Raw genomic sequence first — 13,568 nt, forward strand, 5'->3', positions numbered from 1 at the left:
GCGCCGTAACGCCAATCGACACTCTAAAGGAGATTTAAAGATGGCAACTGGTACCGTTAAATGGTTCAACGCAACCAAAGGCTTTGGTTTCATTCAGCCGGACGAAGGCGGAAATGACGTATTCCTGCACATCAGCGCCGTTGAACGCGCTGGTATGAACCACCCGCAGGAAGGCGACAAGATCAACTACGAACTGCGCACCGACTCACGTTCGGGCCGCGTTTCGGCTGACGATCTGACCGCTGCCTAATTCGGTTTGCCTTCGCTTGCGAAGGCGCTGATTTGCGAAACCCCCATCCGGGCAACCGGGTGGGGGTTTTGTTTTCGGGCCTGCTTTTTTATGGGCGCAGAAAGGCAATATTGGCCCGGGTCGCGGCACTGAGCACATGAAAGTGCATGGCATCGCGCGCACCCGATGGATTGCGGTCGCGTACATAGCGCAGGATCTGTTCATGTTCGCGCAACGGTGCCTTGATCGCGGCTGCATTGGCAAAGGGCAGCATCTGGTTTTCATGGATGGTCTGGGCGGCGGGAAAGATCGCAGCGGCAAATAACGGATTGCCCGATGCGGATAGCAGGATTTCATGAAATTCGGTATCGGCATTGGCGGCCGTGATCAGGTCGTCAGCCTCGAACGCGGTTTGCATGTCATCGATGCTGCGTTGAAGGACGATCAGATGATCGCGGGTGCGGGCCTGTGCGGCGAGGCCCGCGACATAGGGTTCTATGGCAAGGCGGAACTGATAGACCTGTGCGGCCTGACGTTTCTGATTGTCATCGCGTGGCATTCCGTCATGGGGATCGGCGACATAGGCGCCCTTGCCAGCCTGAACCCGGATCAGTCCCATGGCTTCAAGCGTTGCGAGCGCCTCGCGCAGGCTGGCGCGGCTGATGCCAAGGTCGGTTGCCAGTTCGCGCTGGGCTGGTAAAGAGTCGCCAGGACCTAAGCCGTTGCTTTTAATCAGGTTGCGAATGGCGCGTGCGGCGCGTTCCGGGGCGGTTTCAGTGCGTGTCATGCGTTTTCCATAACTGGTCTGACCAGTTGTATCAAAATTTATCCGGCGCAAAAATCCAATATATTTAAGGGTTATAGCTTTAATCAGCTTGTGATTTTTCGCAAGTGCGAAATTTACCCATAGACAATAGCATAAATTTTATGCAGTTATTTTATGCAGATTAAAAATAAGTCTAATAATCCACTTTCATACGGGTAGAGGCAAATGAACAAATTTCTGAAATCAACCATCGTCGCGATTGCCATGATTGCGGCCCCGCTGGCAGGCGTATCAGCAGGGGCACTTGATACCATCAAGGAAGCCGGCGTTTTGAAAGTCGCCGTGCCGCAGGACTTTCCGCCGTTCGGAAGCGTTGGCACCGACATGCAGCCCAAGGGCTATGACATCGATATGGCGGCCCTGATCGCAAGCGACCTTGGTGTGAAGCTTGAACTGGTGCCGGTCGCGTCCAGCAACCGCATCCCGTATCTGACCACCGGCAAGGTCGATCTGGTGATTTCCAGTCTTGGCAAAAACCCGGACCGTGAAAAGGTGATTGATTTCACCGATGCCTATGCACCGTTCTATAACGGCGTTTTTGGCCCGGCTGATATCGACGTCAAGGGTGCCGAAGACCTTGCGGGGCATTCGGTTGGTGTGACGCGCGGCGCGATTGAAGATCTGGAACTGACCAAAATTGCCCCGGCGGATCTCGAAATCAAACGGTATGAGGATAATAACGGCACGATTTCGGCCTTCCTTTCGGGCCAGGTTGACCTGATTGCGACCGGCAATGTCACGGCAGCGGCCATCATCGAACGCAACCCGCCGCGCAAGCCGGAGCCGAAATTCCTGATCAAAAACTCCCCTTGCTATGTGGGGCTGAACAAGGAAGAGGATGCATTCAAAGCCAAGGTCAACGAGATCATTGCGGCGTCGATTGCCGATGGCCGTCTGAATGCGATTGCCGAAAAGTGGCTTGGCATTCCGCTGCCGGAAAAGCTCTGATCCTGACTTGATTGACTGATGGCTTCACCCCTGACCGGATTGCTTGGTTTCAATGGCTTATGAATTCGATTTCGGTGCAATTGTCCCGCATTGGCAATTGCTGCTTGACGGGGTTGTTCTGACAACCGAACTGACCGTCATCGGAGCTGTGGTTGGCGTCAGTCTGGGGACTTTGGGGGCGTGGGCGCGCGCATCGCGTGCCCCCGTCATCAGCCAGATCGTCGGCATATATGTGGAACTGATCCGCAATACGCCGTTTCTGGTGCAGTTGTTCTTTATCTTTTTCGGTCTTCCGGCGCTTGGCGTGAAGCTAAGTGAATTTCAGGCTGCGGTTCTGGCAATGATCGTCAATCTTGGTGCCTATTCGACCGAAATCATCCGGGCGGGTATCCTTGCGATCCCCAAGGGGCAGATCGAGGCCGCCCAAAGCCTTGCGATGAACCGGGTGCAGATTTTCCGCTATGTCATTATCCGTCCGGCGCTCAAGAAAATCTGGCCGGCATTATCAAGCCAGATCGTGATTGTCATGTTGGGGTCGTCGGTCTGTTCGCAGATCGCGGCCGAGGAGCTGACCTTTGCGGCGAACTATATCCAGGCCGTCAATTTCCGTGCCTTCGAGGTCTATTTCGTGGCGACCGCACTTTATCTGGTGATGTCGGTATTGCTGCGCTGGGGTTTGAAGATATTTGGCAACTTCCTGTTTGAACGGCGCAGTCATGTCTGAATTCAGCCTTTGGGATATTGTTTATAATCTGCTGCTGGCCGCACGCTGGACGGTGTTGCTGTCACTTACCGCCTTTGTGCTGGGCGGGATTGTCGGGCTTTTGCTTTTGATGGTTCGGACCGCCGGTAATCCGTGGGCGATGCGACTGGTGCGCGGCTATGTCGAACTGTTTCAGGGCACGCCGCTTTTGATGCAGCTATTCATCGTGTTCTTCGGTCTGCCGCTGATCGGGATTGATGTGTCGCCCTGGATCGCGGCGATGTTGGGGTTAACGCTGTTTACCAGTGCGTTTCTGACCGAAATCTGGCGGGGGTGCGTTGAATCCATCGGGCTTGGCCAATGGGAAGCATCGGCAAGCCTTGGCATGAATTTCCGCCAGCAGATGCGCTATATCATTCTGCCGCAGGCGCTTCGTATTGCGGTGCCGCCGACGGTCGGTTTTTCGGTGCAGGTGGTCAAGGGGACAGCCGTTGCCTCGATCATCGGGTTTGTCGAACTGACCAAGGCCGGAACCATGATCACCAACGCGACCTATGCGCCCTTTACGGTCTATGGCTGTGTGGCCGTCATGTATTTCCTGATCTGTTTCCCGCTTTCGCTTTATGCCCGCCATCTGGAAGGAAAACTTCGTCATGTCGCTCGTTGAACTGCACGCTATCCACAAAAGCTTTGGCGAGCTCGAAGTCCTTAAAGGCATTGATCTTAAGATCGAGGAAGGGCAGGTGATTGCCCTGATCGGGAAAAGCGGGTCGGGCAAAAGCACGCTTTTGCGCACCATCAACGGCCTTGAAACCATCAATGACGGAACGATCATGGTGGCGGGCAAGAAGGTTGGTGACCGCGATACGGATGTGCTTACGCTTCGGCTTAACGTTGGCATGGTGTTTCAGCAGTTCAATCTGTTCCCGCATTACACAGCACTTGAAAACGTCATGCTGTCGCCGCAGGTCGTGAAAAAGCAGTCAAAGGCCGAGGCGAAAGAAGTGGCCGAGGAAATGCTGGCCAAGGTCGGGCTTGCCGACAAGATGATGCATTACCCCGATCAGCTTTCAGGCGGGCAGCAGCAGCGCGTGGCGATTGCGCGTGCCCTTGCCATGAAGCCACGTGTATTGCTGTGTGACGAGGTGACATCGGCCCTTGATCCCGAGCTGGTGAATGAGGTTCTGGCTGTCGTGCGCCAGCTTGCCGAGGAGGGCATGACATTGGTGATGGTGACGCATGAAATGCGTTTCGCGCGCGAGGTGTGCGATAAACTGGTCTTCATGCATCAGGGCCGCATTCATGAAAGTGGTGCCCCCGAAGACGTTTTTGCCAATCCGAAAACCCCGGAACTTGCCAGCTTTGTTGGTGGGTTGGCGTGATCGCAGCCGGACAGGCTGTGATGGTTTTGTGACATCCTGATCGCGGGACGCGGAAAAAATTTCACTCTTTTTAGTTGAAACGCTAGAACGGTTCTTTGATATCGCCACCCGATAACAAGGACATCAGTGAAATGCGCGACGGGGTTACAGGACCGGATAGTCCCAATGAACAGCCTGCCATGAATGCCATGCTGGCACGGCTTGACCGATATCCGTTGCTGGTTCTTGCACTGGTGCTGATCGGGGCGTTTGCAACAAGCTGTGTTGCTCCCCTGACCGGGCTTTATATTGTTGAAGGACTGGGCGAACCACCCTGGAAAACCAGCCTTGTTGCGATTGTGCAGGTTTGCGTCACGCTTTTGACCAACCGGGCATACGGGCGCGCGATTGATCGCGGTGTGCCGATCCGTTTCCTTGTGATCCCGAGTGTTACCTGCTTTGCCGCGGGTATGCTGTTGCTGGGTACTTTTCAGGTTTACTGGGTGTATCTGGCGATTGTGTCGGTGTTGCTGGGTGTCGGGTCCGGGGTTTTGTCGGTTGTCTATTCGTTTGGACGGCTCTTTGCCGAGCAGACCGGGCGCAATATCGCCAAATTCAATGGATTCCTGCGGATGCAGACATCGCTTGGCTGGATGGTCGGACCTGCGGTGTCGCTGACGGTTTTCGGGGCATATGGCTTTGCCGTGACCTATTACGCGATTGCGGCATTGGCGGTGATCTGGTTTGGCGTCTGTTTGATGGTTGTGCCTGCTGCGTTTCGGACCCACCATCCCGGAATGCTTGATCCCAATGCAAAGATTCCGTTCAATCGCGGGCTTTTGGTTGCCTGTATTCCGGTGTTCTTGCTGGGTTCCGGGAATGTGGTTTTTGTGTCGGCCATGCCGCTTTATTTCTCGACCGAGCTTGGTTTGATGCCGTCTGCAGCCGGTCTTGAGCTGACCGTTAAATGCTTTGTCGAAGTGGTGGTGATTTATTACTGCGCATCAATCATTCGCAAGGTCGGCGAACGCAAGGGCATGGTGATTGCAGCGATCCTTGCCATCATCTTCTTTGGGGCAATCCACAGTGCCGACAGTCTGGCCGATGTTCTTGTTCTGTCGGTGCTTGACGGGCTTTATTACGGCATCTTCGCAGGGATCAGCATGACGTTTGTTCAAAACTTTGCCCCCGAGCAGCCCGGTGTCGCGACCAGCTATTATATGAGTTCGCTTTTTGTTGGGGGACTGGTCGGCAATCTTTTGACCGGGCTTGTGGCCAGTGCATTTGATTTCCGCACGACAACACTTTTTGCCTGTGGCCTTGCGGCGATTGGCTGTTTTGTTTTGGTGTTGATGCGCGAAGCAAAGCATTCAGAGCGGACAATAGGGACAGCGTGAAGATGGCTTGACTTTCATCGTGTCCCGGCGATGATCGCGCCATGTCAGAACAAACCCAAAATACGCGCCCGCGTTTGTTTGTCGATGCCGATGCCTGCCCGGTGAAGGCGGAATGCGAACGTGTGGCCGAACGCCATCGTCTGGAAATGATCATGGTGTCAAACGGCGGTATTCGCCCGTCGCGCAATCCGTTGGTCCAGATCGTGATTGTGCCGCCGGAACCCGATGCCGCCGACGACTGGATTGCCGAAAATGCGGTTAGAAACGATGTAATCGTAACCAACGATATTCCGCTGGCATCGCGGGGGCTTGAAATCGGGGCGCGCGTGTTGCGACCCAATGGTCAGGAATTTACCGAGGCGAATATCGGCAATGCGCTGGCGGGGCGTGAAATTGCCGCCCATATGCGCGAAGTCACCGGGGAGCAGGGCCGCAATGCGGGCTTTACCCAGAAGGACCGGTCGCGGTTTTCCAATATGCTGGAAGTCACGATACAGGCCGCCCTACGCGGTTAAGCGCAAGGCGGCCTGCCACAGGTCCCGGCCGATCATCTGAGGGAGTGCGACCGGGCTTCCCCCCTGCGGAATGTGATATTCCTAGAACGGATAGTGGCGTTTGCCGCTTTGGATCGTGATCCAGCGCATTTCGGTGAATTCATCAATCGATGCCTGCGATCCGAAGCGGCCATAGCCGCTGGCTTTCACCCCGCCAAACGGCATCTGGGCTTCGTCCTGAACGGTCGGGCTGTTGATGTGGCAGATGCCGCTTTCGATCCGTTTGGCGACTTCCATCGCGCGCGGGATGTTGGTCGAAAAGACGGCAGATGACAGACCATATTCGCTGTCATTGGCGATGCGGACAGCTTCGTCTTCGTTACCGGCACGGATAACAACACAGACCGGGCCAAAGCTTTCCTCGGCATAAATCCGCATGGCGGGGGTGACGTGATCAAGCAGGGTCGCATCCATCAGCACGCCATCACGTGCCTTGCCGGAACCGGCGACCAGTTTTGCGCCCTTGGAAACCGCGTCTTCGACCAGCTCTTCGATCCGGTTGACGGCCTCGACATTCACGACACCGCCCAGAATATGTTCGGCCTTTGCCGGATCGCCGGCGGTCAGCGTTTTGGCCTTGGCGGCCAGTTTGGCAACGAAATCATCGGCAACCGCATTGTCAACGATCAGGCGTTCGGTCGACATGCAAATCTGGCCCTGGTTCATATAGGCCCCGAATGCGGCACCATTGACCGCTTCGTCAATGTCGGCATCGTCCAGCACAAGGAAAGGTGCCTTGCCACCCAGTTCAAGCAGAACCGGTTTAAGATGTTCCGCCCCCAGTTTGGCGATGATGCGGCCAACCCGGGTGGAGCCGGTAAAGTTGATGCGGCGCACTGCCGGATGGGCGATCAGGGTTTCGACGATTTCCGGGGCGTCTTCGGGGGCGTTGGTCACGACATTGATGACACCGGCCGGTGCGCCGGCTTCGACCAGGCATTGCCCGATCAGGCGATGCAGGGCGGGGCACAGTTCGGATGCCTTGAGCACCACGGTGTTGCCACAGGCAAGCGGCATGGCAATCGCGCGCGTGCCAAGGATGACCGGCGCATTCCATGGCGCAATGCCCAGAACCACGCCAACCGGCTGTCGAATGCCCATGGCCATCAGGCCCGGCGTGTCGGACGGGATCAGGTTGCCCTGAATCTGGGTTGTCATTGCACCGGCCTCGCGCAGCATATTGGCCGCAAGATGGGCGTTGAAACCGCCCCACATGCGGGTACTGCCGGTTTCTTCAAGGACGAGACGACCAAACTCGTTGCCTTTGTCTTCCATGATGTCGGCGGCTTTGAGCAAAATCTTGCGCCGTGCGCCCGGACCCATTTTTGACCATTCCGGGAATGCGGCGGCGGCGGCATCGGCGGCCTTGCGCGCATCGGCTGGGCTGGCGGCGGCAGCAGAGGTTGCGACCTTGCCGGTGACCGGGTTCTTGCGTTCGAATGTCCGGTTGCTGGTGGCATTCACGGCTTCGTTGTTGATCAATAGCTTGGCATCGTTCACGACGTTTCTCCTGATTTCTTCTTTATGTTCTGCTGTGCGGCGGCGAAAGGCAGCTTTGCGCCGGGTAAGACCCGGAAAGGTCTTTGGGCAGTGATTTCGGTTTTCCCGCTTTGGCGTTACCTCAGGAAGATGGATACAGAAAATCTGTTATCTACTTTGATGTTCAAAGTAAAAAAGTGACGTATCCTCCTGTCCGTTTACTCGCATGTGCAAAATAACGGAAACGCATTGTTCAATATGTCTTGTTGTTATTGGCGGTTGTTTTGACCGCAATATTAGTAAGCGCTGTAAGCGTTCCGATGTAAAGGTGGTCAAATTGACATTTTAAGACGAAAAATTGTACTATTTTACATATAACCATTTGGAATGTTTCAGGATCAAAAAGGCATGGTTTCGCCGGTGATTGCAAAAAATCAACACCCGGAAGCGTTTGGCATCCAACCGTTTGATGATCCAGTGCCGGTCACGACACAGGCAGTGATGTACCGTTTTGATCATGCATTGTCGTCCCAGGAATGGGTGATGAATGACCGGGCGCGTCGGGACCGGTGCCATGCGGTTTTGATGCTGTCGGGGCGGGCGCATATCCGGTTGCGTCAGGGCACGATTGATTGTCATGCCCCGGCACTTGTGTGGTTGCCGCTTGGCGAAACGCAGGCGATATCCGTCAATGCCGGGGCGGATGGATATCTGTTATCGGCGGCGGACGATCTGGTGGCGCGCCATTGCGGGGGCAGTTCAACCGGCACAAGTGTGCCGCCAGTGCCGGGCGGGGGGCTGCCGTTACGGTTTGCCGCCGATACGGTTCATAACGTCACCCCGGCGGAGGGCAGCAATAATCTGACGTTACTTGCGCGCAGCTTTGATGCGATCCGGGCGGAGCTTATGCAAAATGGGCTTGGTGCTGGGATCGTGGTTGGGGCGCATCTTCAGATCATCCTGACGATGGTTTTGCGACTGGCCAAAGGGATGATCGAACAGCGCGATAAACATCGCCCCGGATCGATCACGTTTCAGCGGTTTTTGCAGACGCTAGAGCTTCATTTTCGCGAACATTGGAACATTGCCGATTATGCCACGGCCCTTGGCGTCAGCGAGCGGCGGCTGGGGTCGGCGGTGATGCGGGCGACCGGAAAGCCGCCCCTGACACTCGTGCATGAGCGTGTCATTCGCGAAGCCTGCATGCGGCTGGAACAAAGTCCGCTGGCGGTCGCGCAGATCGCCTATGGGCTTGGTTTTCGTGATCCGGCCTATTTCAGCCGGTTTTTCAAACGTTACATGGGCGAGGCACCCGGCGCTTATCGCCGCCTGCGCCGGGCCGAGGAACGGGCGCGCGACCATACCTTTGCCGCGTGGCCATAAGGGGGGCGCAAGGCAATTGTCGCAGAATTGTCGCAAAGCCTCACCGTTTTTTGATGCTGCTTTGCAAACCAATTGCCATTTTTTGATCTTATTTGTCGTTTCACATCGTAACATTAATGAAACGTGACATCTGACAGGATTGATTGGTGAGAAAAGGCAGAAATTTCATTCTGGGCTTTCTGGCGATGCTTGTGCTGCCGTTTGGCATCAGCCTTGCGCAGGACCCGCCCGCCGAAAAGGCCGAAAAACGCCAGACATGGCGTAATGCACCGCGCCATTCATCGGGCGTTGCCGCCGATCCGGTGGCAAATGCCGATATTGCGATTGTGCAGGTCATGGCGGCCCATACTTATGGCTGGCGTGGTTATTTCGCGGTTCATCCGTGGATCATCTATAAGCGGGCTGGTGAAACCAGTTACACGCGATATGACGTTGTTGGCTGGGGCGGGGGCAATGTGGTGCGCAAGAATTATGCCTTGCCCGATGGGTTGTGGTTTGGCTCCGAGCCACAAATTCTGGCCGATCATCGCGGCGAGGGTGTCGATGATCTGATCGATCAGATCGAAGCCGCGATCAAGGATTATCCCTATCCGGATCAGTATCGCAGCTATCCGGGGCCAAACAGCAATACCTTTGTCGCCCATATCGGGCGCAGCGTGCCCGACCTTGATCTTGATATGCCGGCCAACGCGATTGGCAAGGATTTCCGTGCGATCACCGATCCAGTCGGATTGTCATCCAGTGGTCAGGGTATTCAGGCCAATCTTTTGGGGCTGCTTGGTTTTTCCATCGGTCTTGAAGAAGGGATCGAGTTGAACCTGCTGGGTCTTAACCTTGGCATTGATTTCAATCGCCCGGCCCTGCGTCTGCCGTCTGTCGGTAGGTTGGGCATGGATAATGTTGCCCCGGTTGGCGATGTCGAGACGGTTAAAGCCGCAGAAGCCGAAGAAGCAGCGGATGCCGACGGTGCCGGAACGCCAGCGTATTGAGAGCATGAACCAAACGACAAAGCCCCGCTCATTTTGATTTGGCGGGGCTTTGTTTTTTTAAGGGCTTCTATGGCGGATCAATCGGCGAGTTTAACCAGCATCTTGCCGGTATTCTTACCCTTGAACAGATCGATAAAGGCCTCGGGGGCGTTTTCCAGTCCTTTGATCACGGTTTCACGGCTTTTGAGCTGCCCACTTCGGACCAAATCGGCCCCTTCGCGCACGAAATCGGGGTAACTGCCCCAATGGTCGCTGACGATGAAGCCTTCCATCTTCGCGCGTTGTGTCGTTAACCTGAACAGGTTGCGTGGGCCGGGTTGCGGGGATTTGTCATTATAGTTTGAAATCATGCCGCATACGGCAATCCGCCCGCCAGTATTGATATGATCAAGGGCGGCCCCAAGATGCGCGCCGCCGACATTTTCATAATAAACATCAATGCCCTGCGGGGCGACTTCGCCAAGGCTTCCTGAAAGGTCGTCGGTATCGCGGTAATTTATTACCGCATCAACGTTCAATTCGGTGCGCAGCCATTTTGCCTTGTCCCTATCACCGGTCGATCCGATAACCCGGCATCCCTTGGCTTTGGCGAGTTGGCAAACCACAGATCCAACCGCCCCGGCGGCGGCGGAAACAAAGACGGTATCGCCCGCCTTGCAATTGGCGATCCGGTTCAACCCCACCCAGGCCGTCATGCCGGGCATACCAAGCACACCCAGAAACTTTTCGGATGGAATATCAGGCATATCGGGGATGGGATGCAGGTAATCACGTTCAAGCAGTGCATGGCTGCGCCAGCCGGTCATCGAGGTAACAAGCGACCCTTCGGCAAAGCGTGGGTCGCGGCTTTGCATGACCCGGCCAATCGCGTGGCCTTCAAGCGGGGCATTCAGTTCGAACGGCGGGATATAGCTTTTGCGTTTGGTCATGCGACCGCGCATATAGGGATCGACCGACATCCAGATATTTTCAATCAGGACTTCCCCGTCAAGCGGATTTGGCAGGACGCTGTCTCTTACCGCGAAGTCTTCCGTGGTGGGAACGCCATCGGGGTAATGTAAAAGGTGGATTTCCTTTGCTGCAATGCTCATCTGGGCCTCCTCGGTCGGTTTTATGCACGCTAAGATGTGCCCGACGTAGGATTCTGACCGTCATTTCGCAATGGCGGATTTCGGTCGAATTTCAAAAGCCCTTTGGTTTCAGGAGTGTTTCAGGGGTTAAGAAAATAAATCGATCCGTTGAGCAATGTAGCGAAGCCAACCCACAATGCATAGGGCACCAGAAGCATCCCCGCCAGACGATCAATCCGCCAGAACATCGCGCAATTGACAATGATCAGGATCAGAAGCGGGATGATATCGACCAGCCCGAGAAATGGTGACTGCGCCCCGAAAAACAGGAATGACCACAAAAGGTTCAGGGTCAGTTGGGCGGCGTAGATGGCAAAGGGGCCCTTTGCCCCGTAAATCCCGCGTTTAAGCCAGACGCGCCAGCCGCTAAAGGCGATCAGGAAATAAATCAGGCTCCATGCCGGACCAAACAGCCAGTTTGGCGGATTGAAAAACGGCTTTTCCAGTGTCGGATACCAGTCATGGACGCTGGTTGCCGTGACGGCCCCGCCTGCTGCCGAAATAATCAGACACAGCACCATGAACGCAATCAGGGCAAAGACGCGCGTGCGATGATTGGGCTTGAAGATGGTGCCGGTGTGATCGGTCATGGTTTTATCCCTGTCTGCCATTGGACATCCAATAGATCGGACCAGAAGGCTTATCCGCAAGAGGATGCCCGCCCGAACGACCGTGAAGCCATGATAAATATAGCTCCATAAGTGATTAATATCACAGCTGAAATATGTGTGAATATTGTATGCGCTGATATAGTCTGATTATTCTCACCGCCGGAAATGTAAAATAAGGTGCGCCGGTGGCGGGCTACTTGAAAAGAACAAAACGTTGCCAACATGTTGGCAACGTTTAGGCACTGGCTTATGGGGATGGAAATGTTCAATCTGAATTCAATGAAGATCGGCACGCGAATGCTGATCATCGTCGCGGGGGCGATCCTTGCGGCTCTGCTGGTTGGGGCGTTCGGTCTGACCGAATTGCGCAGCAATATGCTTGAAGATCGTAAGGCAAAAACCAAAAATCTGGTTGAATCAACAATCAGCCTGATTGGGCATTTCCATGCGATGGAACAGTCCGGCGAAATGACCACCGAACAGGCGCAAAATGCGGCCAAGGCGGCGGTGGCGGCCCTTCGGTATGATGAAACCAACTATTTCTTTGTGTTTGATTACACGCCGGTGGTTCTGATCCATGACATCAAGAAGGATCTTGTTGGCAAGAATCTGAGTGATGCGGTTGATGGATCGGGTAAACACCATTACCGCGAATTCGCCCGTGTCGCCAAAGAAGAGGGGCAGGGCTTTGTCGATTATACCTATCAGGTGCCAAAGTCTGACAAGCTCCGTCCGAAGCTTTCCTTCGTCAAGGCGTTCAAGCCGTGGGGCTGGGTTGTTGCCACAGGGATATACATTGATGACGTGAATGCCGTCTTCATGCAGAGCATGCTGGTGATGGGGCTGGTGGCATTGGCGGTCTTGTGTGCGGTTGTCGGTGTTTCGCTGATGATCAGCCGGGGCATTACCCGTCCGCTTTATGCCATTTCGGAAAACATGCTGCGTCTGTCGCAGGGCGATCACAAGATCGACGTCAAATATACCGATCAGAAAAGCGAGATCGGCGATCTGGCCCGCGCCATGGATATCTTCAAATCGAAAACAATCGAAATGGAAGAAATGCGCGAAGCGCGTGAAGAGCAGGAGCGTGTTGCCGAGGAAGAAAAACGCGCCGCACTTCGCAAAATGGCCGACAGTTTCGAGGCCAGCGTCGGGCAGGTGGTTGCACAGGTTATTCAGGCATCGGGTAACATGCAGCATTCCGCCAATGCGATGACCGATACCTCTAAACAGGTTGGTCAGCGTTCGACCATTGTTTCCGCAGCTTCGCAGGAAATGTCGAGCAACGTGGAAACCGTTGCATCGGCAGCCGAGGAATTGAGTGCCTCGATTGCGGAAATCAGCAATCAGGTCGCACAATCATCTTCCATTGCCAATGGTGCGGTTCGCACATCCGAAGACACCCACCAGAAGATCGAACTGCTGGCCGAGGCGGCAAACCAGATTGGCGAGGTCGTCTCGCTGATTACCGATATTGCCGAACAGACCAACCTTCTGGCGCTTAACGCTACCATCGAGGCGGCGCGAGCCGGTGATGCAGGCAAAGGCTTTGCCGTGGTGGCCAACGAGGTCAAAAACCTTGCCAACCAGACTGCACGCGCAACCGAGGATATCCGATCCCAGGTCGGTGATATTCAGGTTGCGACATCCAACGCGGTAACGGCCATTGCCGAGATTGCCGAAACCATCCGCCGTCTTGACGGTGCGACAACCACGATTGCAGCAGCCGTTGAAGAACAGGGTGCCGCAACCCAGGAAATCGCACGTAATGTCGAACAGGCAGCACACGGCACCCGTGATGTTTCGGAAAACATCACGGGCGTTTCTTCGGCCGCGGATGATGCTGAAAAGCTTTCGAACGAGGTGCTTGGCCTTGCCGAAGGTCTTGGACGTCAGGCGGCGGTTCTGAACGATGCCGTCGAAGCCTTCCTGGCCGAGGTTCGAAGCGCCTAAGCTGC

14 protein-coding genes are annotated in these 13,568 nt (G+C 55.2%); 10 read left to right on the forward strand and 4 right to left on the reverse strand.

Annotated features, from left to right (window positions below; genetic code table 11):
* Positions 1-40 precede the first annotated feature (40 nt).
* Complete coding sequence (locus TH3_RS05165; protein ID WP_007090722.1) at positions 41-250, forward strand: cold-shock protein; 210 nt, start codon at positions 41-43, stop codon at positions 248-250.
* An 88-nt stretch (positions 251-338) separates the two neighbouring features.
* Here the strand turns inward: TH3_RS05165 and TH3_RS05170 are convergent, their stop codons facing one another.
* Positions 339-1,016: a FadR/GntR family transcriptional regulator gene (locus TH3_RS05170; RefSeq protein ID WP_007090723.1), complete on the reverse strand. Its 678-nt coding sequence runs from the start codon at positions 1,014-1,016 to the stop codon at positions 339-341.
* Between the two features lie 204 nt (positions 1,017-1,220).
* Here TH3_RS05170 and TH3_RS05175 point away from each other — a divergent pair, with 204 nt between their 5' ends.
* The 6 genes from TH3_RS05175 (at position 1,221) to TH3_RS05200 (ending at position 5,979) form a co-directional block, all read left to right on the forward strand.
* Positions 1,221-2,003, forward strand: a complete 783-nt coding sequence (locus TH3_RS05175) for a transporter substrate-binding domain-containing protein (RefSeq protein ID WP_007090724.1) — start codon at positions 1,221-1,223, stop codon at positions 2,001-2,003.
* 52 nt (positions 2,004-2,055) lie between these two features.
* Positions 2,056-2,727 (forward strand): amino acid ABC transporter permease, encoded by a 672-nt coding sequence (locus tag TH3_RS05180; RefSeq protein ID WP_007090725.1) that lies wholly within the window; start codon positions 2,056-2,058, stop codon positions 2,725-2,727.
* A complete protein-coding gene (locus tag TH3_RS05185) occupies positions 2,720-3,373 on the forward strand; it encodes an amino acid ABC transporter permease (protein ID WP_007090726.1) in 654 nt (217 codons plus the stop codon). Before TH3_RS05180 ends, TH3_RS05185 begins: the two co-directional genes overlap by 8 nt.
* Positions 3,360-4,088 (forward strand): amino acid ABC transporter ATP-binding protein, encoded by a 729-nt coding sequence (locus TH3_RS05190; protein WP_007090727.1) that lies wholly within the window; start codon positions 3,360-3,362, stop codon positions 4,086-4,088. Before TH3_RS05185 ends, TH3_RS05190 begins: the two co-directional genes overlap by 14 nt.
* Positions 4,089-4,219: 131 nt before the next feature.
* Entirely contained in the window at positions 4,220-5,464 is a 1,245-nt protein-coding gene (locus TH3_RS05195) for an MFS transporter (RefSeq protein WP_007090728.1), read from the forward strand.
* Between the two features lie 41 nt (positions 5,465-5,505).
* Positions 5,506-5,979, forward strand: a complete 474-nt coding sequence (locus tag TH3_RS05200; protein ID WP_007090729.1) for a YaiI/YqxD family protein — start codon at positions 5,506-5,508, stop codon at positions 5,977-5,979.
* A gap of 81 nt (positions 5,980-6,060) precedes the next feature.
* On the opposite strand, the gene TH3_RS05205 is transcribed toward TH3_RS05200, so the two are convergent.
* Positions 6,061-7,518 carry an aldehyde dehydrogenase gene (locus TH3_RS05205; RefSeq protein ID WP_007090730.1) on the reverse strand — a complete coding sequence of 486 codons (1,458 nt, stop codon included), beginning with the start codon at positions 7,516-7,518 and terminating at the stop codon, positions 6,061-6,063.
* Positions 7,519-7,905: 387 nt separating this feature from the next.
* Here TH3_RS05205 and TH3_RS05210 point away from each other — a divergent pair, with 387 nt between their 5' ends.
* Together TH3_RS05210 and TH3_RS05215 are read left to right on the forward strand one after the other, a co-directional pair.
* The gene (locus tag TH3_RS05210) at positions 7,906-8,880 is read left to right on the forward strand and encodes a helix-turn-helix domain-containing protein (RefSeq protein WP_007090731.1); all 975 of its coding nucleotides are present in this window, start codon (positions 7,906-7,908) and stop codon (positions 8,878-8,880) included.
* A gap of 146 nt (positions 8,881-9,026) precedes the next feature.
* Entirely contained in the window at positions 9,027-9,869 is an 843-nt protein-coding gene (locus TH3_RS05215; protein ID WP_007090732.1) for a DUF3750 domain-containing protein, read from the forward strand.
* 77 nt (positions 9,870-9,946) lie between these two features.
* Here the strand turns inward: TH3_RS05215 and TH3_RS05220 are convergent, their stop codons facing one another.
* Positions 9,947-10,960: an NADP-dependent oxidoreductase gene (locus TH3_RS05220; protein WP_007090733.1), complete on the reverse strand. Its 1,014-nt coding sequence runs from the start codon at positions 10,958-10,960 to the stop codon at positions 9,947-9,949.
* Between the two features lie 119 nt (positions 10,961-11,079).
* A complete protein-coding gene (locus TH3_RS05225) occupies positions 11,080-11,589 on the reverse strand; it encodes a TspO/MBR family protein (RefSeq protein WP_007090734.1) in 510 nt (169 codons plus the stop codon).
* A gap of 282 nt (positions 11,590-11,871) precedes the next feature.
* On the opposite strand from TH3_RS05225, the gene TH3_RS05230 reads away from it, so the two are divergent.
* Complete coding sequence (locus TH3_RS05230) at positions 11,872-13,563, forward strand: methyl-accepting chemotaxis protein (protein ID WP_040060594.1); 1,692 nt, start codon at positions 11,872-11,874, stop codon at positions 13,561-13,563.
* Positions 13,564-13,568: the final 5 nt, after the last annotated feature.

The organism is Thalassospira xiamenensis M-5 = DSM 17429 (assembly GCF_000300235.2).
Classification (GTDB): Bacteria; Pseudomonadota; Alphaproteobacteria; order Rhodospirillales; family Thalassospiraceae; genus Thalassospira; species Thalassospira xiamenensis.